Origin of the sequence: Pseudomonas brassicacearum (assembly GCF_000585995.1) — a bacterium.
Classification (GTDB): Bacteria; Pseudomonadota; Gammaproteobacteria; order Pseudomonadales; family Pseudomonadaceae; genus Aquipseudomonas; species Aquipseudomonas brassicacearum_A.
Map to the genome: position 1 here is coordinate 3,895,729 of NZ_CP007410.1, position 24,779 is coordinate 3,920,507.

The 24,779-nt window shown below is 61.1% G+C and carries 21 protein-coding genes; 8 read left to right on the forward strand and 13 right to left on the reverse strand.

The genetic code is table 11. The features are described from left to right. Nucleotides 1-26 precede the first annotated feature (26 nt). The 3 genes from CD58_RS16395 to CD58_RS16405 are packed head-to-tail and all read left to right on the forward strand — an operon-like array spanning nucleotide 27 to nucleotide 3,335. A complete protein-coding gene (locus CD58_RS16395) occupies nucleotides 27-1,037 on the forward strand; it encodes a zinc-binding alcohol dehydrogenase family protein (RefSeq protein ID WP_025214084.1) in 1,011 nt (336 codons plus the stop codon). Nucleotides 1,038-1,054: 17 nt separating this feature from the next. Beyond that, a complete protein-coding gene (locus tag CD58_RS16400) occupies nucleotides 1,055-2,581 on the forward strand; it encodes a UxaA family hydrolase (protein ID WP_025214085.1) in 1,527 nt (508 codons plus the stop codon). Between the two features lie 49 nt (nucleotides 2,582-2,630). After that, nucleotides 2,631-3,335, forward strand: coding sequence for a FadR/GntR family transcriptional regulator (locus tag CD58_RS16405; protein WP_025214086.1), 705 nt, complete (start codon nucleotides 2,631-2,633; stop codon nucleotides 3,333-3,335). An 847-nt stretch (nucleotides 3,336-4,182) separates the two neighbouring features. Here CD58_RS16405 and uxuA read toward each other — a convergent pair. The 6 genes from uxuA to CD58_RS16435 form a co-directional block, all read right to left on the reverse strand. After that, the gene (gene uxuA / locus CD58_RS16410; protein WP_025214087.1) at nucleotides 4,183-5,358 is read right to left on the reverse strand and encodes a mannonate dehydratase; all 1,176 of its coding nucleotides are present in this window, start codon (nucleotides 5,356-5,358) and stop codon (nucleotides 4,183-4,185) included. 16 nt (nucleotides 5,359-5,374) lie between these two features. Continuing rightward, a complete protein-coding gene (locus tag CD58_RS16415) occupies nucleotides 5,375-6,829 on the reverse strand; it encodes a mannitol dehydrogenase family protein (RefSeq protein WP_025214088.1) in 1,455 nt (484 codons plus the stop codon). A 17-nt stretch (nucleotides 6,830-6,846) separates the two neighbouring features. Next, complete coding sequence (locus tag CD58_RS16420) at nucleotides 6,847-8,139, reverse strand: MFS transporter (protein WP_025214089.1); 1,293 nt, start codon at nucleotides 8,137-8,139, stop codon at nucleotides 6,847-6,849. Between the two features lie 78 nt (nucleotides 8,140-8,217). Next, nucleotides 8,218-9,249, reverse strand: a complete 1,032-nt coding sequence (locus CD58_RS16425) for a Zn-dependent oxidoreductase (RefSeq protein ID WP_025214090.1) — start codon at nucleotides 9,247-9,249, stop codon at nucleotides 8,218-8,220. 52 nt (nucleotides 9,250-9,301) lie between these two features. After that, nucleotides 9,302-10,513, reverse strand: a complete 1,212-nt coding sequence (gene manD / locus CD58_RS16430; RefSeq protein ID WP_025214091.1) for a D-mannonate dehydratase ManD — start codon at nucleotides 10,511-10,513, stop codon at nucleotides 9,302-9,304. 4 nt (nucleotides 10,514-10,517) lie between these two features. Further along, nucleotides 10,518-11,510 carry a sugar kinase gene (locus CD58_RS16435; protein ID WP_025214092.1) on the reverse strand — a complete coding sequence of 331 codons (993 nt, stop codon included), beginning with the start codon at nucleotides 11,508-11,510 and terminating at the stop codon, nucleotides 10,518-10,520. 154 nt (nucleotides 11,511-11,664) lie between these two features. Between CD58_RS16435 and kdgR the strand changes: the two genes are divergently transcribed. Further along, on the forward strand, nucleotides 11,665-12,447 hold the full coding sequence (gene kdgR / locus CD58_RS16440) for a DNA-binding transcriptional regulator KdgR (RefSeq protein ID WP_025214093.1): 783 nt from the start codon (nucleotides 11,665-11,667) through the stop codon (nucleotides 12,445-12,447). Nucleotides 12,448-12,467: 20 nt separating this feature from the next. On the opposite strand, the gene CD58_RS16445 is transcribed toward kdgR, so the two are convergent. The 6 genes from CD58_RS16445 to CD58_RS16470 are packed head-to-tail and all read right to left on the reverse strand — an operon-like array spanning nucleotide 12,468 to nucleotide 17,483. Continuing rightward, nucleotides 12,468-13,376 (reverse strand): alpha/beta fold hydrolase, encoded by a 909-nt coding sequence (locus tag CD58_RS16445; RefSeq protein WP_025214094.1) that lies wholly within the window; start codon nucleotides 13,374-13,376, stop codon nucleotides 12,468-12,470. Next, entirely contained in the window at nucleotides 13,363-14,271 is a 909-nt protein-coding gene (locus CD58_RS16450) for a DMT family transporter (protein ID WP_025214095.1), read from the reverse strand. The genes CD58_RS16445 and CD58_RS16450 overlap by 14 nt, the downstream gene beginning before the upstream one ends. A 5-nt stretch (nucleotides 14,272-14,276) precedes the next feature. Continuing rightward, nucleotides 14,277-14,888 carry a flavodoxin family protein gene (locus CD58_RS16455; protein ID WP_025214096.1) on the reverse strand — a complete coding sequence of 204 codons (612 nt, stop codon included), beginning with the start codon at nucleotides 14,886-14,888 and terminating at the stop codon, nucleotides 14,277-14,279. 3 nt (nucleotides 14,889-14,891) lie between these two features. Continuing rightward, nucleotides 14,892-15,575 carry an iron-containing redox enzyme family protein gene (locus tag CD58_RS16460; protein ID WP_025214097.1) on the reverse strand — a complete coding sequence of 228 codons (684 nt, stop codon included), beginning with the start codon at nucleotides 15,573-15,575 and terminating at the stop codon, nucleotides 14,892-14,894. A 1-nt stretch (nucleotide 15,576) separates the two neighbouring features. Beyond that, on the reverse strand, nucleotides 15,577-16,122 hold the full coding sequence (locus CD58_RS16465) for a hypothetical protein (protein ID WP_025214098.1): 546 nt from the start codon (nucleotides 16,120-16,122) through the stop codon (nucleotides 15,577-15,579). Nucleotides 16,123-16,130: 8 nt separating this feature from the next. Beyond that, nucleotides 16,131-17,483 (reverse strand): phenylacetate--CoA ligase family protein, encoded by a 1,353-nt coding sequence (locus CD58_RS16470; RefSeq protein WP_025214099.1) that lies wholly within the window; start codon nucleotides 17,481-17,483, stop codon nucleotides 16,131-16,133. Between the two features lie 647 nt (nucleotides 17,484-18,130). Between CD58_RS16470 and CD58_RS16475 the strand changes: the two genes are divergently transcribed. The 4 genes from CD58_RS16475 to CD58_RS16490 all read left to right on the forward strand — a co-directional run bounded on the left by CD58_RS16475 (nucleotide 18,131) and on the right by CD58_RS16490 (nucleotide 21,757). Beyond that, complete coding sequence (locus CD58_RS16475) at nucleotides 18,131-19,612, forward strand: anthranilate synthase component I family protein (RefSeq protein ID WP_038436653.1); 1,482 nt, start codon at nucleotides 18,131-18,133, stop codon at nucleotides 19,610-19,612. Next, on the forward strand, nucleotides 19,609-20,193 hold the full coding sequence (locus CD58_RS16480; RefSeq protein WP_025214101.1) for an anthranilate synthase component II: 585 nt from the start codon (nucleotides 19,609-19,611) through the stop codon (nucleotides 20,191-20,193). Before CD58_RS16475 ends, CD58_RS16480 begins: the two co-directional genes overlap by 4 nt. A gap of 79 nt (nucleotides 20,194-20,272) precedes the next feature. Then, nucleotides 20,273-21,067, forward strand: coding sequence for a helix-turn-helix transcriptional regulator (locus tag CD58_RS16485; protein ID WP_025214102.1), 795 nt, complete (start codon nucleotides 20,273-20,275; stop codon nucleotides 21,065-21,067). 63 nt (nucleotides 21,068-21,130) lie between these two features. Further along, the gene (locus CD58_RS16490) at nucleotides 21,131-21,757 is read left to right on the forward strand and encodes a LysE family translocator (protein ID WP_025214103.1); all 627 of its coding nucleotides are present in this window, start codon (nucleotides 21,131-21,133) and stop codon (nucleotides 21,755-21,757) included. Between the two features lie 12 nt (nucleotides 21,758-21,769). Here CD58_RS16490 and CD58_RS16495 read toward each other — a convergent pair whose 3' ends face one another. Beyond that, the gene (locus CD58_RS16495; protein ID WP_025214104.1) at nucleotides 21,770-24,679 is read right to left on the reverse strand and encodes an EAL domain-containing protein; all 2,910 of its coding nucleotides are present in this window, start codon (nucleotides 24,677-24,679) and stop codon (nucleotides 21,770-21,772) included. Nucleotides 24,680-24,779 lie beyond the last annotated feature (100 nt).

The following is a 24,779-nucleotide window of genomic DNA, read 5'->3' on the forward strand; positions in this document are numbered from 1 at the left end:
CTGCACGCCCGCCAAGGAGCATCAACATGCTGACTGTCATCTGTAACGAACCCGGCTCGTTAACCGCCATCGAGACTGAAAAACCCCTCAGGAAACCAGGAGAGATCCTCATCCGGGTCAAGCGTGTCGGGGTCTGTGGCACCGACCTGCATATTTTCACCGGCAATCAGCCCTACCTCGAATACCCGCGAGTCATGGGCCATGAGTTTTCCGGGGTTGTAGAAGAGACAGACAGCGCCAGCGACCTGGCCGTCGGTGACGTCGTCTACGTGATGCCTTACCTGTCCTGCGGGACCTGTATCGCCTGTCGCCAGGGCAAGACCAACTGCTGCACTCGTATCCAGGTGCTGGGGGTTCATTGCGACGGCGCTTTTACTGAGTACCTGAGTGTTCCGAACGAATTCGTACACAAGGCCGTGGGGGTTTCCCTGGACCAGGCAGCGATGATCGAATTCCTGTCGATCGGGGCGCACGCCGTACGTCGTTCAAATGTCCAGGCGGATAAGCACGCGCTGGTGGTCGGCACGGGTCCGATCGGCATGGCGGCGGCGATCTTCGCCAGCCTGCGTGGGGCGAAAGTCACGGTGCTGGATACCCGTGAGGATCGCCTGTCGTTCTGTAAAGAACACCTGGATATCCATGCGGCAGTGCAAATCGGTGAAGGCGACAAGCAGACCCTGGCTGAGCTCACCGGGAACGATTTTTTCGACGTCGTGTTCGATGCCACCGGCAACGCCCGGGCCATGGAGCGCGGGTTCGAGTTCATCGCCCATGGCGGCACCTATGTGATGATCTCGGTGGTCCGGGACTCCATCACCTTCTCCGACCCGGAGTTTCATAAGCGTGAAGCCACGCTGATGGGCAGCCGCAACGCGACCAAGGAAGACTTCCACTACGTCGAGCAGTGCTTGCGCGACGGGCTGATTCCGGATGCGGCCCTCAACACCCATCGACTGACCCTCAGCGATGTCGCCCACTCGTTCACCACCTTGCTCGACCCCAAACAGGGTGTCGTCAAGGCCATCATCGAGTGTTAGGACTGGGAGGACGAACCATGAACTTGCCTTCTTCTTTGTTGGTCTTGGCGTCCGGCGATGATGTCGCGGTGGCGCGAGGTGATATCGCCGAAGGTCAACGCCTGAGCGCCGATGGCATCGCGCTGATCGCCCGACAGGCCATTCCATCCGGCCACAAGATCGCTCTGCGCGCCGTGTTGGCGGGCCAACGGGTGCTCAAGTACGGCCAGACTATCGGCCAGGCAACCCAGGACATCGCACCCGGCGACTACGTTCACGTGCACAACCTCGACATGCCCACCACCAACGCCGAACACAGTGTGCGGAACGTCTACGTCCCCACCGTGCCCACCAGTGACGGCGCGACGTTCGAAGGTTTCGTCCGCGCGGATGGGCGGGTTGGGACACGTAATTACATTGGCGTCATTTCCAGCGTCAACTGCTCGGCCACCGTGTGCAAACACATCGCCAATGCGTTTTCTGCCGAGCGCCTGAAAGACTTTCCCAATGTCGACGGCGTCGTTGCAATCACCCATGGCAGCGGTTGTGGCATGGGGGCCAAAGGTGAAGGCATCGATATCCTCAAGCGCACGTTGCGCGGGTATGCCGATCACGCCAATTTCGCCGGAGTCCTGTTGATCGGCCTGGGTTGCGAGGTCAACCAACTCACCCCGCTGATGAACGAACTCGATGATCGCCCAGCCGCGCTCAAGGCTAGCCTGATCATCCAGGACGCGGGCGGTACTCGCGAAACGGTGCAACGTGGCATTGCCCATATTGAAGCGATGTTGCCCATCATCAACCAATGCCAGCGCACGCGCGTGGCCGCCAGCCATTTGTGCGTCGGCTTGCAGTGCGGCGGCTCGGATGGTTACTCAGGGATTACGGCGAATCCCGCACTCGGCGCGGCCGTGGATCTGTTGGTGCAGCACGGCGGCACGGCCATTCTTTCGGAAACGCCGGAAATCTATGGCGCTGAACACCTGCTGACCGCCCGCGCCGCGTCCACCGAGATCTCGTCTAAATTGATGGAGCGGATCCATTGGTGGGAAGCCTACGTACACCACAACGACGGTGACATGAACAACAATCCCTCGCCCGGCAACAAGGCCGGGGGCATCACCACCATCCTGGAAAAATCCCTGGGGGCCGTGGCGAAAGCCGGCGCTACCGGGTTGATGGGGGTTTACCAGTACGCTGAAACGGTCCAGGCCCGAGGCCTTGTGTTCATGGACACGCCCGGCTACGACCCGGTGTCCGCCACCGGCCAAGTGGCGGGCGGCGCGAATCTCATCTGCTTCACCACGGGTCGCGGCTCGACCTACGGCTGCAAGCCCACGCCGTCCTTGAAGATCGCCACCAACACTGGCCTGTTCCAACGCATGGAGCTGGACATGGACTTCAACGCTGGAGGCATTGTCGATGGCCTGGAGTCAGTGGCCGAGGCTGGTGAGCGGTTGTTTCGACTGATGCTGGAGACGGCTTCCGGACGCCGTACCTGCAGCGAGGAAAACGGCTTGGGCGATAATGAGTTCCTGCCCTGGCAGATCGGCGCAGTGATGTGAATCAAGCGCCTATGGTAGCCTTCGCCGACTATCTGATGGACGCCGCCCCATGGTCTCACCGCTAAATACCTCTGAGCGAAAGCCGTACCAGAAAATCGCCGACCAACTTCGCCACTACATCGCCCAGGGTGATTTCAAAGCGGGCTCCAGGCTGCCCCCCGAGCGCGATTTGACCCAACTGCTGGGGGTTTCCCGACCTTCGCTGCGCGAAGCGCTCATCGCCCTGGAGATAGAGGGCGACATTGAAATCAAGATGGGCTCAGGCGTATACGTGCGCGCCAGGCCCAAGGACGGGAAAAACACCAGCGTCACCTTGGGCGAGAGCCCATCGGAACTGATGCAGGCGCGCGCCTTGATCGAAGGTGAATCCGTGGTCCTGGCCTGTTTGCACGGCAAGAAAAGCGATTATCGCTATTTGCAGGAATGCATCGACGCCATGCGCGCCAGCATCGCCAACGGCCAGCCGCCATTGGAGGACGACCGTAAATTTCATCAACGCCTGGCCAAGATGAGCGGCAACTCCGCGCTGGTGCGGATCATCGTCGCGCTCTTTGATGAACGACACAATCCGATCTCGGCGCACCTGAGCAAACACTCAGAGAATGCCCTGACCTGGGAAGCCGCCGTCGTCGAGCATGAAGCGATCCTGCGCGCGGTAGCCAACAAGGATGTGCTCGGCGCGCAAACCTCGATGCGCCAGCATTTGAGCCGCTCGGAGAACCGCTGGCTGCGCGCCCTGGAGCCGGAGGAGTAAATAGATTGGCCGCTTTTGTGGCGAGGGAGCTTGCTCCCGCTGGGTTGCGCAGCGACCCCAATCAAGTTGAACACGGTCTGTCTGATGCACCGCGGGGTCAGGTTTTGGGGCTGCTGCGCAGCCCAGCGGGAGCAAGCTCCCTCGCCACGGGTTTGTGTTTGGCTGAACGACGGGGGGAATTGACCTGCCGACCTGGTGGCGAGGGGATTTATCCCCGCTGGGTTGCGCAGCGACCCCAATCAAGTTGAACACGGTCTGCCTGATGCACCGCGGGGTCAGGTTTTGGGGCTGCTGCGCAGCCCAGCGGGGATAAATCCCCTCACCACAAAAACGGCGCGGCATAGCTTTTGTGGCGAGGGAGCTTGCTCCCGCTGGGTTGCGAAGCGACCCCAATCCAGTTGAACACGGTCTGTCTGATGCACCGCGGGGTCAGGTTTTGGGGCTGCTGCGCAGCCCAGCGGGAGCAAGCTCCCTCGCCACGGGTTTGTGTTTGGCTGAACGATGGGGTGAATTGACCTGCCGACCTGATGGCGAGGGGATTTATCCCCGCTGGGTTGCGCAGCGATCCCAATCCAGTTGAACACGGTCTGTCTGATGCACCGCGGGGTCAGGTTTTGGGGCTGCTGCGCAGCCCAGCGGGGATAAATCCCCTCGCCACAAAAACGGCGCGGCATAGCTTTTGTGGCGAGGGAGCTTGCTCCCGCTGGGTTGCGAAGCGACCCCAATCAAGTTGAACACGGTCTGTCTGATGCACCGCGGGGTCAGGTTTTGGGGCTGCTGCGCAGCCCAGCGGGAGCAAGCTCCCTCGCCACAAAAAACGGCACGGCGGGGCTTAGGTGTTCTTGAGCTAGCCCAACTGCCGACGCACGGCCAGTTCCACGCCGCGAATCTCCGCCAGGCCCTTGAGGCGGCCGATCAGCGAGTAGCCGGGATTGCTTTTGCGGTGCTGGTCGTCGAGCAGTTGATGTCCATGGTCCGGACGCAACGGCAAGCGCGGTCCGCCTTCGCGCTCACGCCTGCGCTCTTCTGCCACCAAGGCACTGATGACCCCCACCATGTCGACGTCGCCATCCAGGTGATGGGCTTCGTGGAAACTGCGTGGGTCCGCTTCCCGGCGGGTTGAGCGCAGGTGGGTGAAGTAGATGAAGGGCGCAAAGTGCTTGGCCATCGCCACCAGGTCGTTGTCTTCGCGCACGCCATAGGAGCCGGTGCAGAAGGTCAGGCCATTGGCCGGGCTTGGAGCGGCGTCCAGCAACCATTGGGCGTCTTCAGCGGTGGACAGGATGCGGGGCAAGCCTAGCAGCGCACGGGGCGGATCGTCCGGGTGGATCGCCATGCGCACACCCACCTCCTCTGCCACCGGGATCACCGCGCGCAAGAAATACCCCAGGTGTTCACGCAACTTGGCTTCGTCGATGTCGGCGTAGGTGCGCAGCAAGGCCCGGAAATTTTCCAGGCTGTAATGTTCTTCGGCGCCGGGCAAACCCGCGATCAAGGTATTGACCAGGTTTTCGCGCTGAGCGGGCGTGAGTTGCTCGAAGTAGGCCTTGGCCTGCTGGGTATCCTCGGCGCCGTATTCGCTCTGCGCCCCCGGGCGCTGGAGGATGAACAGGTCGAAAGCAGCGAACGCGGTTTGATCGAACCGCAGTGCCCAGCCGCCATCCGCCAATTCATAGGTCAGGTCGGTGCGGGTCCAGTCCAGGACCGGCATGAAGTTGTAGCAAACGATATCGATGCCACAGCTCGCCAGGTTGCGCACGCTTTGCTGGTAATTGGCGATGTACTCGTCGCGCCGGCCGCAGCCGCGCTTGATGTCCTCATGCACCGGAATGCTTTCCACCACCGACCAGCTCAAACCGGCCGCTTCGATCATCTGTTTGCGCGCCGCGATGGCCTCCACCGGCCACACTTCGCCGTTGGGAATTTCGTGCAACGCCGTGACAATACCGGTCGCACCGGTTTGACGGACGTCCTCCAGGGAGATCGGGTCTTTGGGGCCAAACCAACGCCATGTCTGTTCCATGTTGTTCTCCTTGTTATCAGTTGGGTGCGGCAACGGTATGCAGAAGGCTGCCGACGCCATCGCGAACCAGGGCGCCATAGGCGCCTTGCACGGCATCGCGAAAGGCGGAGCGAGCCGACAGCTCGGCCGGGAAGACTTCATCCAGATCAAGAAAAGCATCCACCAATGACGGGCCTTCGAATCGCCCGGCAAGATCGGCAAAGGTGGCGCTCAATGGATCGTCAATCACCTGCACCGAACCAGCGGGCAACGGCTGCGTGCAGTAGCGAATCCAGGCCGCGATGCCCAATGCGGTACAGCCGATGCCACTTCCCTGGTCGAGCAATTGCTGCGCGCCAAGCAACCAGCGTTGCGGCAGTTTCTGCGAGCCGTCCATGGCGATCTGACGCAGCCGATGTTGCAGGCTGTCATTGGCAAAGCGCGCCTTTAGATCGTGGGCATAGACCGAAAGATCGATACCCGCTGGCATGTCCAAAGTGGGCGCTGCTTCCTCGGCCATGTAACGCCCGATCAGGCGCAACAGGTTCGCGTCACTGACGGCATCGAAAACCGTTTCATGGCCCACCAACAGTCCCACATACGCCAGCAACGAATGGCTGCCATTGAGCATGCGCAGTTTCATCGTTTCGAACGGGCGTACGTCCGCCACCATCTGCACGCCCTCCACTTCCCAATCCGGGCGGCCGAGAGGAAAGTGATCCTCGATCACCCACTGGCTGAAGCTTTCACAGACCACTGCCGCCGGGTCGTGACAGTCCAGTTGCTCCAGTCGCTGGAAGGATTCGTCATCCATGGCCGGCACGATGCGGTCGACCATGCAGCTGGGAAACGCCACCTGTTGGTCGATCCACTGGGCCAGTGCCTCATCCTGCCTCGCCGCCAATGCGCTGACCGCCTGGCGGGTGCGCTGGCCGTTGTCGGGCATGTTGTCACAGCACAACACGGTGAAGGCCGGGATGCCTGCGACGCGGCGCCGGCGCAGGGCTTCAAGGACAATGCCGGGCGCTGAGCGTGGCGTTTGCGGATGAGCGAGGTCATGGGCAATCACCGGGTCTTCGCTGCGCAACTGCCCGGAGGAAGGGCTCAGGCAATAGCCTTTTTCGGTGACCGTGAGCGTGACGATCCGCGTTTGCGGCGCGGCCATGCACTGCAGCAGCTGCTCCAGGTCAGCGCCGCCCTCGCCCACATACAAGGCCTGGCGCAGTACCCCGATCTCACGCAGCGTCACCTGTTCGCGGTCGCGGTACTCGGCAACAGTGTAGCGGCCGTCCCGCTCGCGCAATTGATCGACCAACCTGCGATTGGAGCGCAGGTTGGCACTGCACAGTCCCCAGTCACTTTCTCCATGGCGATTGAGATGGCGTTGCAGATAGACCGCCTGGTGGGCGCGATGAAACGCCCCCAAGCCCAGGTGCACGATACCGATCTGCGCCGCAGCGCCGGTGGAAGGTACACGTTTCACAACAGGCATCGACACGCTCCTTCTGTTCAGGGATGGCTCAGGGCCGAAGCCGATTGGGAACCTTGTGCACCCAAGTCGCCGGTATCAGCTACCGACAGGGGTTTTACATAGCGCGCCACACATACGGCACCGATCACGGTCAACAGCCCCGCCAACAAGAACGCACTGGTGAACGAACCGGTGAATTGCACCAGGAAACCGGTCAAGGTCGGGCCGACGATGCCCGAGGTGTTCGCCAAAAAGTGCATGAAGCCACTGACGCCGCCCACCCGCGCCGCCGGTACGGTGTCCTGGATGATCGCCCAGTAGATCGCCCCGGTGAGGTACAGGAAGAACACCGCCAAAGCCACGAGAATGACCGCCGGATACAGGGTCTTGACCATCCCGGCACAGGCGATACAGACGGCACAGGCCAGCAGGCACGTCACCAGCACCACTTTGCGGGAGAACATCATCCGCCCGGTTTTCTTGAACACGAAGTCGGAAATGAAACCGCCCAAGGCCAGGCCGAGGAAACCCAGCACCCAGGGAATGACTGTGGCGATGCTCATGTCCTTGACGTTCAGGCCGTGGGCCATGGTCAGGTAGCTCGGGAACCAGGTCAGGAAGAAGAACAGCGTGTAGTTATAGGAAAAGAACGCCAGGGAGGTAAACAACACTGTCGGCTGCTTGAGGTAGAAGCGCAACGGGAACACCGGTTGTGTCGCCAGCTCGCTTTGCCCCTCGGCCCGAAGAATCTCCTCGGCCCGCTCGCCCTCGGGCTTTTCCTTGACGAACTTGTACCACACCGCCGCCCAGATCAAGCCGACCACCATGATAATGATGAACGAGACCTTCCAGCCGTAGGTGACGGCGATAAAGCCCACCACCGGGCCGGAAATCGCCCCGCCCAGCGGCGTGCCGGACATCGACGTACCAATCGCCCGCGCCCTGCGCTTGGGGGCGTACCAGTTGTTGACCATCTTGCTGGTGGTCACGCTCAGTGGTCCTTCGCCCATGCCGAACAGAATCCGGATAAGCACCAGCGAAGCAAAGCCTACCGTCAGTACGGTCAGGCCGCTGAACAGCGACCACAACACCATCGCCAACAGCAACGTGGTCTTGGCGCCGTAGCGGTCGGCAGCCCAGCCGCCGATGAAGTTGAAAGCGGCATAGCCGACGAAAAAGCTACTGAAGATCATGCCCATCTCACCCGTACTCAGACCGTAGTCCTTCTGGATGAATGGAGCCGCCACAGACAATGCCGAACGGTCGAGGTAATTGATGACCCCGGCCAGGAACAGCATGATGATGATTAAGCTACGTCCTTGACCAAACATGGTGGAGCCTCCCGCTTGTTGTGTTTATTCGGTGAGGATGCCCATAACAGGCACGATGAAACCGGTGGTACAAACGGCTCAGTGATGGGCGTTCGTCAGCTCCACCAAGACCTTGCGGGTTTGCTCGGGGTGTTGCTCGATCAGCTCGATGGCGCCGGGCATCTCGTCGAAGGTGACGCGATGGCTGATCAGGTCCTGGACCTGTAACTGGCCGCTGGCAATCAGCTCGATCACCTTGGGGAACTTGCGGTTGTTGAGCCGCGAACCCACCAGGGTCAGTTCCTTCTTGATCATCTCCAACTGCACCAGGTCGCTGGGCGTGGCCGTGAAACCCAGTAGCCCGATGCGGCCGGCCGGCGAGGCCAGGCGCACCATCTGCGGCATCAGCGCCGGAATGCAGGCGGCATCGACAATCAACGGCACGCCCTCGCCCTGGGTGAGCTCACGCATCGTCGCTTCGACATCGACTTGCTGGCCGTTGAGGGTCCGGCTCGCGCCCAGGGCCCGCGCCGTCTCCAGGCGGCTGTCGATGACATCGGTCACCGTGATGTCGGTCAGGCCGAGCGCCCGGGCCATCTGCACCAACGTCAGGCCGATCACCCCGGCGCCGTAGATCAGGATGCTGTCCCCCGGATGGGGCTGCATGCGATCGAGCACATTCAGGGCAATGGAATAAGGCTCGACCAGAGCGCCGTGGCTGAGGGACATCGAGTCGGGCAAACGATGGGCGTTCTCTGCCGGCACGCAGACTTGCTCGCTGAAGCCGCCATCGCGGTGCACGCCGATCACTTGCAGCCGGGTGCAGACATTGGGCCGGCCGATGCGGCAGGGATAGCAGGTGCCGCAGCTGATCACCGGATCGATGCACACCCGGTCGCCCACTTGCAGGTGCTCTACCCCTTCGCCGACTTGCCGGACCACGCCGGAAAACTCGTGGCCGGTCACACGGGGAAAGCGCACGAATGCGTTCTGCCCGTGAATAATGTGCATGTCCGAGCCACAGATGCCGGCATACGCCACATCCACCTGGACCTCGCCAGGGGCAACCTGGGGTGAGTCGACCTGGGCCAACCCGAACTCGAAGGGTGCTCTTACCTGAAACGCTTTCATCGGGTTACTCCTGACGGGACATCCGCCCCGCTTTCTATGTGGTGGAAACGCTTTACCAGTGCCAGAGCGTGCCGTCTTCGAGACGGTTGACCGGCAGGCTGGCGCGTTTGTAGGGGTATTGGCGGGCGAGGTCTTCATCAATGTCGACGCCGTGCCCCGGTGCTTCGCCCGGCGTGAAATGGCCGTCCTCGAAGCGATAGGCATGGGGGAAGACTTCATCGATGCGCGCTTCGTGAGGCATGTGCTCCTGGATGCCGAAGTTGGGCACCCAGGTATCGAAATGCAGGGCCGCGCCCATGCACACCGGCGACAGGTCGGTGGCGCCGTGAAAACCGGTGCGCACCTGGAACAACGCGGCAAAATCGGCAATGCGTCGCACATGGGTAATGCCGCCGGCATGTACCAGCGTCGTGCGGATGTAGTCGATCAACTGTTCCTGGATCAGCTCGCGGCAGTCATGGATGGAGTTGAACACCTCGCCAACGGCCAACGGCGTGGTGGTGTGCTGGCGGATCAGGCGAAAGGCCTGCTGGTTCTCGGCTGGCGTACAGTCTTCGAGCCAGAACAGGTTGTACGGCTCAACGGCCTTGCCCAGGCGCCCCGCTTCGATCGGCGTGAGGCGATGGTGCACGTCATGGAGGATGTGCAGGTCGTCGCCAAAACGTTCGCGCACGGCGGCGAACAGCTTGGGTACGTAATTGAGGTATTTGGCCGTGTCCCAGACGTGTTCGGCCGGCAGGTCGCTGTCGGCCGGCTCGTAGCGCTCGCCGCTGCGCTTGGCGACGCCGTAGGTGGTGGCGATACCGGGCACGCCGCATTGCACACGCACGGCTTTATAGCCCAGCTCGACGTGGCGGGCGACCTCGTCCAGGCAACCTTCGATGTCCCTGCCGGTGGCATGCCCATAGACCATCACCCGCTCGCGGCTCTTGCCACCCAGCAACTGATACAACGGCATGTTCGCCGCCTTGGCCTTGATGTCCCAGAGCGCCACATCGACGGCGGCGATGGCGGTCATGGTCACCGGGCCACGGCGCCAGTACGCGCCGCGATACAAGTACTGCCAGATGTCCTCGATGCGGTGGGCGTCGCGGCCGATCAGCGCGGGAAGAACGTGTTCCTCCAGATAAGCGACCACCGCCAGTTCGCGGCCATTCAACGTCGCGTCGCCGATGCCGTAGATGCCCTCGTCGGTGACGATCTTCAGGGTGACCAGGTTGCGACCCGGGCAGGTAACGATGACGCGCGCTTCAATGATTTTCATAAGCTCAAACCTGTGCAACAGAAGGAAATGAGGGCGTTCCCATGCTGGGCATGGCCGCTTGGGGAATCAGCGCGCCTCGGTACTGGACAACCTGGGCAGCCAGGCGGTGGCCCCAGCGCGCGGCCTGCTCCGGGTCCCCGCCTTGCAGGCGGCAGGCCAGGTAAGCGGCGCTGAACGAATCGCCAGCGGCGGTGGTGTCGATGACATGGGCAACGTTCTGCGCGGGCACCTCGAAACGGCCCGCCGGGGCTTGGATCAAACAGGACGCGGCGCCGCGCTTGAGGGCCACTTCGCTGACGCCTGCCTGCGCATAAGCGCTGAACAAGGCGTCGGTATCGCGATAGCCGAACAGCATCGCGTCATCGTCCCACGTGACCAAGGCCAGGTCGGTCAGGCGCAGCAGATCGCGATAGGCCTGTCGGGCGATGTCGGGATCGGGCCAGAGGTGGGGACGGTAGTTGTTGTCGAAGACGATGCGGGTGCCCGCTTGGCGAGCTCGCTGCAGGGCCTGCATCAGGCGCTCGCGCCCTTCGAGCGTGAGGATCGCCAGGCTGATGCCACTCAGGTAGACATAGTCGAACCCCGCCAGCGCTTCCAGCATGGCGTCGGCCTCGGGACCGTCGAACATGCGCCGCGCCGCCGCTTCCCCACGCCAGTAGAGGAAACGCCGCTCGCCGTGTGGGTCGGTCTGGATGAAATACAACCCCGGCAGCGCGCCTTCGATCACCCGGACATGGCCGTCCGAGATCCCCTCGTTTCGCCAGGATCGGCCCATGGCCAGGCTGAATGCATCGCCACCCACGGCCGTCATGTAGTCCACGGTCACCGCGGTGCGCGCACTCAATCGGGCCAAATAGACCGCCGTGTTGAGCGTGTCGCCACCGAAGGTCTGGGTGATCGCAGCGCCCGGCTCACCGAGCATCTCGATCATGCACTCCCCCACCAGCGCCACCTTCAAGGGGCGGGTGTGTGAGCCATGAGTCCGTGTTTCATCCATCATTACGCGCCTTTCTTATGTTTTTAAAACGGCGTTTCATTTTTCTTTCAAGGCCCGAGTCTAGCCAGATTTCTCGCCCCGTCAAGCAAAAATGAAACAGCGTTTTGTTCTGCTTGCGTATATCCTTGGGTTTTACTTTCACGTTGGAGCCTTCATGGACAACAGCGTCATCCCAAGCAACGATCTGGTGTCGGCGGTTGGCCGGACCATGGCCGTACTCGAGGCTCTGGCCGAGCATCCGGAAGAAAGCGGCGTCTCGGAAATCGCCACCAAACTGGACATGTCCAAGGCCACGGTTTATCGCTTTCTGCAGTCGCTCAAGGCGCGGGGGTATGTGGTGCAGGATGCCGAGGATCGCTATCGCCTCAGCGTCCGGCTATTCGAGCTGGGGGCCCAGGCCCTGCCCCACCTGGACATCGTCCGGGAAGCAGAACCGGGCATGCGCCGGATCAACGAGCTGACGGGCGAGACGGTTCACCTGGGGATTCTCGACGAAGGCAGCATCGTCTACGTGCACAAGATCGACTCCAAGTACAACCTGCGCATGTACTCGCGCATTGGCCGGCGGGCGCCGTTGTACTGCACCGGCATCGGCAAGGTGCTGATGGCCTGGCTGGAAGAAGATGAGCTGCTGGCGCACCTCAAGGAAGAAAGCTTCGAGCGCCGCACGGCCAACACCTTGACCAGCGTCGAAGCCTATCTGGAAGAACTGGAAACGGTTCGCCGACAAGGCTATGCCGAAGACCATGAAGAGTTCGAAGACAACATGCGCTGCCTGGCGGCACCGATTCGCGACCGTTTCGGGCACGTGATCGGCGGCATGAGCGTTTCATTCCCGTGTTTTCGCTTCAGGGAAGAATTGAAGCAGGACTACGTCAAGCAACTGATGGAGGCCACGCAGCAGATTTCAGCTCAGTTGGGCTGGCACCCGCGTTGAGTCGCTGCGGGTGCTGAGAGTCAGTTCGGGCCTGATCCAACCTCACTCATACGGGACGTCGATATGAACCCTGTGATGGCCGCGACGACCTCGGCACCCCGCTCAAGGTAGGGCACATGCCCGCAATCCTCGATGACCTGGCCGCAGGCATCGGGCAGTTGCGAGAGCAGGTCCTCCAGGGCGGCGGGCAGGAACACTTGGTCATGTCGCCCCCAGATCACCAGGGTCCTCGAAGCGATCTGCGGAAGCCGTTCAAGAAGGACGTCCAGGCCTTCACGGCGAAAATCCTCGACGGCCCGCTGCACCGCAGCAAACTTCGATTTGCCGCTGGCCGCCATGGCCTGGGCCAGGCGTCCGCCTACTCGGGGCGGTTCCTTGAACACCAGGCTCCAGAAGCGCTTCATCTCCGCCACCGTACGATAGCCGAAGAGCGTTCCCTGCCCTTGCAGGCTGGCCTGCAAGGCCGGGCCGAGCGCCGCCGAGCCGAGACCGGCGGGTGCCAGCAAGACCAGATGACTAACCCGTTGTGGGTGTTTCGCGGCATACAGCCCCGCCACGCAACCGCCCAACGAGCTGCCGACCAGCACGAACGGCCCCTCGCCTAGCGTTTCCAACAACCCCTCCAGCTCCGCCAGCAAGGCCTGTGGTCCGAAGCCTGCGTTCGGCTCATAGGAGGATTGGCCATGCCCTGGCAGATCGACGAACACGCAGGAGTGATGCCGCGCCATCCCCAGAATCGCGGGCCCCCACTGGTCCTTGCTGGCGCCCAAGCCATGAAGGATGACCAGTGTCGGCCCCTTCTGACAGGCAGTGCCCTGAAGATAGGCCAAGCGCCCCTGCCCGCTGGTGTGCCAGCGCAGTTTCAAACCGAACTTCCAGCGCTGGACCTGGCGCAAGGTACCTAGCAACAGCCGATCAACGCTGTTCATCCGCCACTCCTCGCCCTTTGCTGCTGCCAGCCTTGAGAAAGAACTTTGCGGGTAGCCGGAGTTGGCAGAGCGCCACGCCGGACAACGTCAACACCGCCCCGATCACCAGGCGCTGGCTGATGCCTTCGGCGAGCATGATCTGGCTGACGGCGATTGCGAACAGCGGCACCAAGAGCAGGTACGGGCTCAGTTGCTGCATCGAGTTGCGTCCAAGCAACCAGAACCACAGGCCGAATCCCAGGAGACCGCCACTGAGCGCCGTGTAGAGGACTGCCCACCACGCCTGTGCGCTGGCCGTATAGACGCTCGCCCATTGCCCGCCTTCCTGGACGAAGGACCACAACAACAGTTGCGGCGCGGCGATGACCGCGGTCCAGGCACTCAAGGCCAGCGGATCCAGCGGCCCGAGACGCTTGGTCAACACCGATCCGACAGCGAATGCCAAAGCCGCCAGCGCTACCAGCAGCATACCGACGAATGTCCCGCTCGCCGACGGTTTGGCCAGCAGCACCAAGACACCGGCGAACGCCAGCAGAATGCCCGCCAGTACCCGCACCTTCAGGACTTCACCCAATAATGCGAACGCCAGAATCAGGGTAAAGGGTGCCGTCAACTGATAGATGATTGCCGAAGTAGAGGCATCTACCCGGGCGATGCCGCAATACAGCAAGCCAAAATGCAAAGTGCCGGTAATCGTGGCAATCACGGCCACGGACGCGAACTGCTCGCGCTTGATCCGCTTGAGCAGAGGCATGAGAAACAGCGCCATGATCGCGTAGCGCATAGCGACCATGAGGATAGGCGGCAGCTCGGCGCCCCCCATCTTCACGGCGGTAACCTGGGCGCCCCAGAGCAATGCGACCAGCAGCGCTAGCAATGAATCTTTCAATGGCATGACAGTTATCCCTTCTGAAATTGAATGGGCCGCAGGATTCTTTCCGGCTTGCTTGTGGCAACCCCCGCTGGATTCAGTCGACGGTAGTGCTCACAGAGCCGGTCCAGCGTCTCGCACAAGGCCTGCTCCGCTTCAGGATCGTGGGCCAGCTGTGTCTGGAAGCACGGCGGGAATCCCGATCCGACCAGAATCATCTTGTTGAGCAGTACGTTCAGCGCGACCTGGGAGAAAACAGCTGTGTGCCCATAGCGCCGACCGACGACCGCAATCGCCGCGAGCTTGTCGCGCAGCGGGCGTTGGCGTGGACGCAAGAAGCCATAGCCGACCCGCTCCAGAAACGCCTGGAAACGACTGTTGGTGCCGTAGGCGTGCATGACGGGGAGATAGAGCACCGCATCGGCGCGGTCCAGCCGCGCCACCAACTGTCCGACGTCGTCCTGCAACGCGCAGTCCTGGTCTGAACAGGCGTTGTCGGCATCGCAATAGTCGATCCGGTAGTCCTTGAGCCAGATGGCATCGACCTCGACCTCCTCGCCCAAGTGGCGGCGCACCAGCGCCACCACCCGTGCACTGACACCACAAGGTCGGCTGGAGCCGACAATGATGGTCAGGTTCATGATTCAGCAAGCCTCCCGCAGCCCTTCTTCGCCAGCCAGATAGGTGCGCAGCGCTTCTTCCATCAACTGCCCGGTCAACCACAACGTGACGCTGGCGACTTCCTTGATCTGGCGACGATCTTCCTCGGTCTTCACCGCACGTTGCATGGCCAGGCGTACTTCTTCGGCGTGCTTCTCATCGATGGTCGAGTGGGCAACGAAGAACGTCATCTGCTCGTCCTTCAAGCCCAGGTCGGTGCGGAACCTGTCCAGGATCGGCTGGATGTGCTCGTAGACGTCTTCGGCCCAATAGCTGTAGCCCAGCCGTGCGATCGGCCCCTTGCGGATAGCCACATCATTGAGGAAGGCGATCAGCGCCTGGGTTGGCGCCAGGGGTGCCGGCATGTCCTGCGGCAGCAGCCCGACAGACTCGAGGTCGCGCAGCACCATGCGCTCGTGACCCAGCTCTTCCAGGGCGTGCTTATAAACGAAGCGCAGTAGCGTCGTTTCTTCCGGGTCGCTACTGAAGGCGCAAGCGGCCTGGTTGACCGAGTTGTAGCGAGTGTAGTGGTACACCTGCAACATCAGTTGTTGGTAGAGGGCTGGCGGCGTGGGGTTGTCCAGGCTGAATTTCCAGTAGGCACCCTGCTTGATCTGGGCCCAGCCCGCTTCGACGATCGCGTCGAGTTCCTTGAAGAATGCTTGCATTTCAATTGGCTCCTTTAACGTTGTGGTAAACACTTTCGAGTTCCAGATACACGAGGCTGTAGCACCGCTCCACCTGCTCCCCGGTCCAGGTCACGTCATCCTTCAGCACACGCCCGCCCAGGCCGACATACAGCGCAGCCAGTTGGCCGCGACACAGTGCCGAGATGAATCGCAGGTGGGTGTTGGCTTTCAGCCAGATGGACGCCTGCAGGAGAAACATGCGCAGGTGCCGTCCTCCGCGGTAGCGCTCGTCCAGCACCAGCCGATTGGCATCGAAGGCATCTGTCGACTGTTGAAAATAGGCGTGCACATTGACGGCCCGCTCGACGAAGCTCAGGCCATGGCCCAGCGGTGTGACGCGCAATGTCCCGACCACTTCATCGTTGTCCAGATAGATCAGGTGATAGGACATGGCGTCGCGCAGCTGCTCCCTTCGATCGAAGTCATCCTCCTTCGCCGGGTTAGTCCCCAGGTAGCGACTGCGCAGTTGCCTGACGGACTCGAACAGATCACTGGCGCTGTCGATCACGCGAACAGACAAGCTCATCGGTGACCTCACTGGCCTTCGCGTTGATCGACGATGCGGGCTTCTTTCCAGCTGAACCAACTGCCAAGGTTCACGTGTTCGGCAAGATCGCCAACCACCATGACCGTGGCTTCGACACCCAGCCGTTCGCGCAGGCGCTCCTTGATCAGCAGCACCAGGCGTGCACGATCACCCTCGAAGAAGCGCGACATCTCCAGCTTGGCGATGACGGTATCGCGATCATTGGCGCGGCTAAGGACGATCTGATAGCCAAGGCACTGTTCGACGCCTTCAAGCAGCGCCTGCTCGATCTGCGCGGCCGAAAAGGCGCGATCGTTCAACTGCACGGCATCTTTCACTCGACCGACAACCTTGACGGTCTGGCGCATCGATTGGGGATAGCCCGGACGCGACTGGATCGAAACCAGGTCGCCTGTGCGATAGCGGATCAACGGCTTGCTGCCAGGGATCAGCATGGTCACGCACAACTCGCCGTCGCCGGTGCTGCCCAGGCTTTCACCGGTCTTGGGGTCAAGGACTTCGATGATGTAGTTCAGACGATGCGGCACCAGTTGGTCGTTGGCGTTGCAGGCCGCGATGATCATCGCTTCCTGGGAGCCATACAGGCTGTTGTAGGCCTGCGCGCCCCACAGGCTGTAAAGGTTGTTCTTCAACGCAGGGGTGCACAGCTCGCCACTCATCATGAAGGCACGCAGGGCGAAGTCTTCGCGTGGGTTGAAGCCCTGGCGCTCGGCTTCCTTGGCCATGGCCAGCAGAAGGCCCGGCGCCGAGGCGAGTACCCCGATGCGCAGGTCCTTGAGCAGCTGGAGCGCCTTGGGCCAGCCAATCACCGGTGAATGTGGCCAGATCTTGGCATTGCACAGATCGAGCTGGGTGCAGACATCGCCCAGGGTGTCACCGAAGGAATGAACCTCGGTGGGTCCCATGATGCCGACCACGGTCTTTTCACCCGGAAAATGCTTTTCGATCACCGCCTGGTAGGCCATGGCCAGTTGGCGATTGCTCGCGTAGCTTTCCTTGCGGTCCCGCGGGCATGGCGTAGCAGGCCCGGTAGTGCCGGTGGTTTCGTAATAGAAGATGCTGTCTTCCAGCGGGCCGGACAAGATGTCAAAGCCTGCCTCGCGCAAGTCATCCTTGGTCGTGAATGGCAAGGTGACGAGGTCATCCAAGGTCAGCGAGCGCTCGGCGATTTGGGCGAGGTGCCTGGCATAGAACGGCGAAGAACGCTTCACATGGCCGATCACCTCCCGCAACTGCTCCTGATGCCAGGCAGCCAGGGCGGTGTCGCTCAGGACATCGGTCCAATAGGCATGATGAATCGGATCGTACCGCTTCTTGAATGTGTCTAGATGCTCTTTCATTTCAGCCGCTCAGGTTTGATGGGTTACTGCAAACTCAACGGCCGCTACATTAGTGACAGAACTTACCAATACCCAGCTGCGGTATTGCACAGTTGTGCGCGCACGCGTTTCTTGTTAAAGGCACGCGCGATTACATATACGCAAGCACAGTTCCTGCTCCTGCCGACATTAAGAAATGACCAAATGATTAATATCCGTCGAGCAGTTGACAGCCCAGGGGCGCACTGGTAATTTCGCCGCACTGCCGTTCATTTCCCGCAGTGCCTAGCCAAGACTGGGATGTCTAAAAATGTACTATCACCTTTCTGCTATCAGTTCCTCCCACAGCTATCCCGACAGCTGTTCCCGGGCCATTCTGGCCATCTTCAAAAGCAATATCTGGCGTCGCTAATCCAGCGAAGACCGGAGCCTGTCTGCTGCTTGCCAGCAACATCCTGATCATTCACCCATGAAATCGAAGGCGCTCGCGCCTTGTGTCCTGCACATTGCCTGGCTGCAATCCGTTGCATGCCTTGTATTGCGCGCGGCATGAAAAGCGTCCGCCTCGAATATTCAGGATATCCGTCACTCCCTATTTAAAGTGTTCACGCACTTTATATTCCCGTGGCCCTCTCTTAATGGAGTGCCTGAATCGTTGCACCTTGAAAATGGTATTAGCCGTGAATAAACATTTAATTGACGTCAATGTTCTTCGCCGTGAGGAACGTCGATCTACGGATGCACTTGGCATATATGCAAATGCGCGGGCACAACTGGGTCGCGAGTCTGTCTTCATTCTTGAATCACTCTCCGGTCCGAGCCGTGATCGCAGGGCGACGATCATCGGGCTCGAGCCCCTGTTCGAGGTGTGTATCGATGAAGGCCAGGCGCAGCTGCGCGGCTGTCCTGCGCTGTGTGAACATTTGTCCGTCAGCCTGCGACAAATGGATGTGCAGATCGATCACCACCACAAAATCCATCTGCCGGACAGCGAGGCCGCATGGAACCTGCTGCGGGCTATCCAGGCTACCTTCCAGCCCGCGGCCAATGCGCCGTCCAGCCTGGCGTTCTTCGGCTATTTCTCCTACGACTGCGTGCGCCTGATCGAGCGACTTCCCGATCTGGCTGAAAAGACCTACGACTACCCGCTCATTGCCTTGTCGGTCTATCAGACACTGGTGTATTTCCACAGCAATGGCATTGTCGAAACCCTGATCAACAACCACCCGTTGTGGACGCCCCGCACGTTGGAGGACTACCCCTGCCTCACCACGCCTGCGGCGTGCGAGGCGGTGGACCTGCCAGCGTATCCAGAGGCCTTCGAGGAAGTCCGCACAGTCACCCCGGAACAGTTTTTCGAACGTGTCGAAGTCGCAATGGAGCACATCCGTGCCGGCGACGTGTACCAGATCCAGCTCGGCCACGAGATTCGCATCCGCTCGCAGGTATCGCCGTTCGATGTGTACCAGAACCTGCGCCTGCGCAACCCCTCTCCTTACATGTACCTGGCCCATGTGGGCGGTATCGACCTGATCGGTGCCAGTCCTGAGCTGTTCGTCAGGATCAAGGACGACTTGATAGAGATGCGCCCAATCGCCGGCACCGTTGGCAAGAAACCCGGTGTCGATCCCACTCAGTTGGTCCTGGAGCTGACCCGATCGGAGAAAGAGCGTGCCGAGCACCTGATGCTCATCGATCTGTGTCGCAATGATATCGGTCGCGTCTGTCAGGCCGGCTCGCTGGAGGTCGACGAGTTCATGCTGGTGGAGGAGTACTCGCACCTCTATCACATGGTATCGAACGTTCGTGGCCTGCTGCGCCCGGGCCTGGATGCCTATGACGTGATCAAGGCGTCATTCCCCGCTGGGACCATGTCCGGCGCGCCCAAGGTCAGGGCGATGGAGCTGATCGAGGGGATGGAGAGCAACCGCAGGGGCATCTATGCCGGGGCCTTGGGCCTGGTGGGGTTCGACGGCAGCGTCAATACCGCCCTGTGCATTCGCTCGACAGTCTTCGACGAAGGCACCTACCACTTGCGTGCATCCGCCGGGGTGGTCGCCGACTCGGTGCCCGAGATGGAGTGGAAAGAGACGTTGTACAAGATGGGTTCTGTATATCGGGCGGTGACCGGCCAGGAGATCGCACTGTGAAAGTATTCCTGATCGATGCCTACGACAGCTTCGTCTTTATCATCAGCCAATACCTGGAACAACTGGGGTTGGAAACCCGCGTCGAACGTCACGACGTGCCGGACCTCATCCAGCGCATCGAGGCTTTCTCGCCGGACTTCTGTGTGCTGGGTCCAGGTCCAGGGCATCCGGCCGACGTTGGCTACATCGAAGTGATCCGGCATTTCCAGGGCCGTTTGCCGCTGCTGGGCGTTTGCCTGGGTCATCAGGCCATCGGACTGGCCTTCGGCGCCCAGGTTTGCCGGGCCCCGCACGTGATGCACGGCAAGGTGAGCACGATCGAGAACGATGGCAGAGGCGTCTATGACCATACCCAAGCCCGTGCCATACAGGCCACCCGTTATCACTCGCTGATGATCCGCGACGAGCAGGTACCCGACTGTCTGGAGGTCACTTCGAGGTCCACTGACGATGGGTATGTGATGGGCGTGCGGCATCGCCACCTGCCGGTGGAGGGGGTGCAGTTTCACCCTGAAAGCATCCTGACTGAAAACGGCCTGGAGCTATTCCGCAGTTTCATCCGCTGTTACGTGCACCCGTGATTCGCCAGGAGGGGCGCACGCCCCTTCTTTTTCCATGCTCCGACTGTTTCATTCCCGCGATAACAAGAGCGACTCGTTTATGGACAAACTCAACTCCCCCGTCTGCGACCGGACCCAGGCCGGGCGTACCGCACCGCTGACCGCCTTCATGAGTCTCGCCAAAGATGCCAACCGTTGCGATTGGGAGCGTCTGGTCAACAAAGTACTGCGCCAACTCGGCTTCGGCAGCTACCTCATCAGCCTGGGACCGGTTGCACGCCGGGATACCGACCCGCTGGCCGGCCTCATCACCACCTTTCCCAAACGCTGGCTGGAACACTATCGCGGTGACGGGCTGATCGAGATCGACCCGATACTCAGGCACTGTCGACGCGAACTGGTGCCTTTTTTCTGGGACAGCGAGCGCAGGCGCGCCCGTGGACGCTCCCGGCACTTCTGGCAGCAACGCGAGCAACACGGCCTGCGCAGCGGCCTGAGCATCCCGTTGCGCTACGAGCTGCTCAGGGGAACACTGAGCGTGGCCTTCGATGACACCCAGATCACCGAACAGGAGGGTTTTTCCAACCCCGCCGTCTATCAATTGTTCATGCTCATCCCGTACCTGCTCGCCGGGATGCGCCATCAATTGCAGGGGCCTGCCCAACCCCGCCAGGACCTGACGCCCAAGGAAATGGACTGCCTGTATTGGGCCAGCGTCGGCAAGACCACCTGGGAAATCAGCCACATCCTGACCTGTTCCGAACGCACCATCGACTTCCACCTACTCAATGCCCGACGCAAACTCGGTTCAGTGAGTCGCCAGCAGGCCGTCAGTGCTGCGGTGGCCTGCGGGCTGGTCATGCCGACGGTTGTGGCGCCGATTTACAGCTGCTAGAAATAAGCACGATCACCGGGATCATCCATTGATCCCGACTCATACCTCACAGGGAGCGTCACCGTGTTTCCAATGGACATCTGGTTCACCTACACCACCGCCTGCGTATTGCTGGTGCTGTCTCCGGGCCCCGACAATCTTCTGGCGATAGGCCGCGGACTCAGCCAGGGTCGCTTGGCCGCCCTCGTGTCAGGCCTGTCGTCTGGCCTGGGCATCCTGTTTCATGTCACCACCGCCTCGCTGGGGCTGACGCTGCTGATCCAGACCTCGACGGTCGCCTTCTGGGTCGTCAAGTTGGTGGGGGCCGCCTATCTGCTCTGGCTCGGGGTCAAGGTGCTGCGCTCCAAAAGCCTGATCACCTTCGCGCCCGCCGCACGACAACCCCTGCGCAGCATCTTACTCACAGGCTTTCTTTCAGCAGCGCTCAATCCCAAGCCAGGGTTGTTCGTGCTGGCGTTCATCCCTCAATTCATCAATCCAGCGCTTGGCTCGGTCACTGTGCAAATGCTGGTCTACGGGTTCTGGTTCGCCCTGCTGACGGCCGTGGGATTCTCGCTGATGGGCATCTTCGCCACGCGCCTGTCGCAATACATTTATCAACGCCCGCGTCTGGCCAACGGACTCAACCTCGGCGCTGGGTTGACCTTCATCGTGTCAGGACTTTCCATCGCTGCGCTCAGCCAGAAATAGCGGCTCCAGGCGTCAGCGTTGCTCGGTACCCGGTGCACCGAGCGAAGTCGCGAGCAATGCTTCCAACCCCATCGGCTTGGCAAAATAATAACCTTGGGCCTGCCCTGCCCCCATCTCGCGCAGCAAGAGCAGCGTCGCTTCATCCTCGACGCCTTCGGCCACCACGCTCAGGTCCAGCGATTCGGCCATACGCACAATCGCCCGGACGATCGCGCGACTGCGGGAACTGGTGGTCAGCTCGAAGATAAACGACTTGTCGATCTTCAAGCCGCTGAAACGGTATTGATGCACATAGCTCAGGGATGAAAATCCCGCGCCGAAGTCATCGAGCACCACTGACATGCCGTTGTCGGCCAATTGCTGCATGGTCAACCGGGCAATGGCTGGCTCAGCCACCAGCGCACCTTCGGTCAATTCCAGGCAGATTCGCGATGGCGCGACGTTGTACCGGGCCAACAGCGCAAGCACATCCTCGGCGAAGTCCGGGCGCGCCATGCTGTAGCTGGAACAATTGACATGCACCGGCGGCCAATTGGCGTGCTGGGGCTCTGCGAGGATCACCGCGATGCTGGTGAGCATGTACAAATCCAGCCGACCGATCAGGCGCAACCCCTCGACATCCGGCAAAAACTGGCCTGGGGCGATGATCCGGCCGCCCGGCTGATGCCAACGGATCAGCGCTTCAAGGGCCAACAGCTCACCGGTTTCGACGCTGACAATCGGCTGGAAATACGGCAGCAGCTCGTCAGTGCGCTTGAGCGCATTGCGCAACGCCCCTTCGCGCTCGACCTGGTCAGAGACTTCACGGCGCACCTCCTGGTTGAACACCGCGTAGCTGTCGCGCCCGGCACTCTTGACCCGGTACATCGCCGCATCGGCATCGCGCAACAAATCGGCGGGAACCAGGTGGAACTGCGTGTCGGCGCTGACAATGCCGATACTGCAGGACGAAAAAACCTCATGGCCATTGATGAAAAACGGCAGGTCAAACACCGCCAGGATCCGTTCGGCGATCTCGATCACCACATCCAGCGACGCCTCGGGAGCCAGCACCGAAAACTCATCGCCCCCCAGGCGGGCCAGCATGTCGGAGTCGCGCAGACAACTGCGCAAACGCTGGGCCGCCTGCATCAACAACAGGTCGCCAAAATGGTGGCCGAAGCTGTCATTGACCCTCTTGAAACGGTCGAGGTCGATGAACATCACCGTCAGTTGCGCGCCTTCCCGCTCGAACCGCGACCAGGCCAGGTTGAGGCGCTGTTGCAGGTAGGTACGATTTGGCAGCCCGGTCAGCGCATCGTGGGCGTTTTCGTGTTGCAACTTGGCGTTGGCGTGATCGAGCTCGCGGGTGCGGTCCTGCACCCTCGCTTCGAGCTTGAGGTTGGCGGCATGGATCGCTTCTGCGGCCGTGCGTCGCGACAACGCGGTGTCGATGTGCCGTGACACGAACGTCAGCAGTTCCTGATCGCGCAGGGTATAGCGCACCTGCGAGGTATAGCTTTGCACCGCCAACACACCACGTACTACATCGCCATCGAACAACGGAATGCCCAGCCAGGAATGGAATCGGACGGACTCGTAGGACATTTCGAGCTCACCCTGCGCTGCCAAGCGATCCGCGTCCTCGGGGTCGATCAGGCAAGGTCGACGCTGACGAATAACATACTCGGTCAAGCCCCGGCAGCCACGCCGCGCCGCCGGGTGGGTTATTTCCCGCTCATCGACATAGTAGGGAAAGGTCACTTCACCGATCGTGTCGTCGAACAGCGCGATGTAGAAGTTCTGCGCGGACAGCAGGTCACCGACGATACCGTGCAAGGTTTGAAACAACTCAGCCATGTCCCCGGGCTGGCTCGACAGTTCCGCAATCTGGAACAGCGCGCTCTGCAGATGCTCGGCGCGCTCGCGGTCCGCCACTTCCTGGCGCAATGCGTCGTTGACTGCCGAAAGCTCCAGGGTGCGACGCCTCACCGTCTCTTCCATGCCCTCCCGGTTCAGAATCCGGTCCAGCGCCATGGCCACGTGACGGACCACCACCAAAAACAGCGCGCGGTCTTCGGCGCTGTAGGTTCGCGCAACGTCGTAGACCTGCATGGCGAGCATGCCAAACACCTCATCCGAGGCATTTTTCAACGGCGCGCCCATCCAGAACTCCGGGCGATCACCCACGCAGTAGAAACGGCCCTCGTCCTGGGCCGCGCGAATACCGGCGGCGTCGATCAGCAATGGCTGGCCGCTGGTCAACACCTGGCCGGTCAATGACAGGTGCGAAGGGTCAAGGTATTCGTAGTGTTGGGACTCCACCGCATCCACATCGATGATGTCGACGTAATACGGATAGTCAATCTTGCCGCTGCGCGGGTCATACAACGCCAGATAGAAATTCTCGGCGTCGATCAGGCTGGCGAGCAACTGATGAACGCCCACCAGAAATACAGACCGATCACGGGTCGAGCTGGCCAGATAGGTAATCTCATACAACACACGCTGAGTGATCTGGGCCCGGGCAAGGGTATCGGTCTGTACCCGAATGCCCAGGCGCTGGGCAAACTCGGCGAGCGCCGGTTCCCCGGCTTCGTCGACGGGCGCCAATAGCCAACCCAGCACACTTTCGCCTTTGCCGGTCGGCCAACGGTGCAGCTGCCAGGTCTGGCAGAAGGCTTCAAACTCTCCATTGGCAACGCTTGACGGCCATTGCACCCCAGCGTCGCCTTGCCCGACCAAATGCATTTGTTCGCCGGCGCGATAAACCGCCCACTGGGTGGTGTGAGCCCAGTGACGCGCCGAGTCGAGCAGTTGTTCAATCGTGTCTTCGTCGCCCGCGTACGCCATGCCGAAAGCATCCGAGTTTTCTTTCTGGTGAGATGTGGCAGTGTAATCGTTGAATTGCCGCGGGGGATCGCTCAATGGACGAAGACTCATCAGCGCTCCCTGAGCCAGAAGTGGCGAAATTGACTGACAGATTGCCAACAATGTGCCAGGGAGCCTTCGGTGTAAAGGCTCTAGTGTGCTGTCTCACAAA

Excerpts from the sequence above, each read along its gene's own strand:
- CD58_RS16395 (WP_025214084.1), top strand. The coding sequence starts at position 27 with ATGCTGACTGTCATCTGTAACGAACCCGGCTCGTTAACCGCCATCGAG.
- CD58_RS16400 (WP_025214085.1), top strand. The coding sequence starts at position 1,055 with ATGAACTTGCCTTCTTCTTTGTTGGTCTTGGCGTCCGGCGATGATGTC.
- CD58_RS16405 (WP_025214086.1), top strand. The coding sequence starts at position 2,631 with ATGGTCTCACCGCTAAATACCTCTGAGCGAAAGCCGTACCAGAAAATC.
- uxuA (WP_025214087.1), bottom strand. The coding sequence starts at position 5,358 with ATGGAACAGACATGGCGTTGGTTTGGCCCCAAAGACCCGATCTCCCTG.
- CD58_RS16415 (WP_025214088.1), bottom strand. The coding sequence starts at position 6,829 with ATGCCTGTTGTGAAACGTGTACCTTCCACCGGCGCTGCGGCGCAGATC.
- CD58_RS16420 (WP_025214089.1), bottom strand. The coding sequence starts at position 8,139 with ATGTTTGGTCAAGGACGTAGCTTAATCATCATCATGCTGTTCCTGGCC.
- CD58_RS16425 (WP_025214090.1), bottom strand. The coding sequence starts at position 9,249 with ATGAAAGCGTTTCAGGTAAGAGCACCCTTCGAGTTCGGGTTGGCCCAG.
- manD (WP_025214091.1), bottom strand. The coding sequence starts at position 10,513 with ATGAAAATCATTGAAGCGCGCGTCATCGTTACCTGCCCGGGTCGCAAC.
- CD58_RS16435 (WP_025214092.1), bottom strand. The coding sequence starts at position 11,510 with ATGGATGAAACACGGACTCATGGCTCACACACCCGCCCCTTGAAGGTG.
- kdgR (WP_025214093.1), top strand. The coding sequence starts at position 11,665 with ATGGACAACAGCGTCATCCCAAGCAACGATCTGGTGTCGGCGGTTGGC.
- CD58_RS16445 (WP_025214094.1), bottom strand. The coding sequence starts at position 13,376 with ATGAACAGCGTTGATCGGCTGTTGCTAGGTACCTTGCGCCAGGTCCAG.
- CD58_RS16450 (WP_025214095.1), bottom strand. The coding sequence starts at position 14,271 with ATGCCATTGAAAGATTCATTGCTAGCGCTGCTGGTCGCATTGCTCTGG.
- CD58_RS16455 (WP_025214096.1), bottom strand. The coding sequence starts at position 14,888 with ATGAACCTGACCATCATTGTCGGCTCCAGCCGACCTTGTGGTGTCAGT.
- CD58_RS16460 (WP_025214097.1), bottom strand. The coding sequence starts at position 15,575 with ATGCAAGCATTCTTCAAGGAACTCGACGCGATCGTCGAAGCGGGCTGG.
- CD58_RS16465 (WP_025214098.1), bottom strand. The coding sequence starts at position 16,122 with ATGAGCTTGTCTGTTCGCGTGATCGACAGCGCCAGTGATCTGTTCGAG.
- CD58_RS16470 (WP_025214099.1), bottom strand. The coding sequence starts at position 17,483 with ATGAAAGAGCATCTAGACACATTCAAGAAGCGGTACGATCCGATTCAT.
- CD58_RS16475 (WP_038436653.1), top strand. The coding sequence starts at position 18,131 with ATGGTATTAGCCGTGAATAAACATTTAATTGACGTCAATGTTCTTCGC.
- CD58_RS16485 (WP_025214102.1), top strand. The coding sequence starts at position 20,273 with ATGGACAAACTCAACTCCCCCGTCTGCGACCGGACCCAGGCCGGGCGT.
- CD58_RS16495 (WP_025214104.1), bottom strand. The coding sequence starts at position 24,679 with ATGAGTCTTCGTCCATTGAGCGATCCCCCGCGGCAATTCAACGATTAC.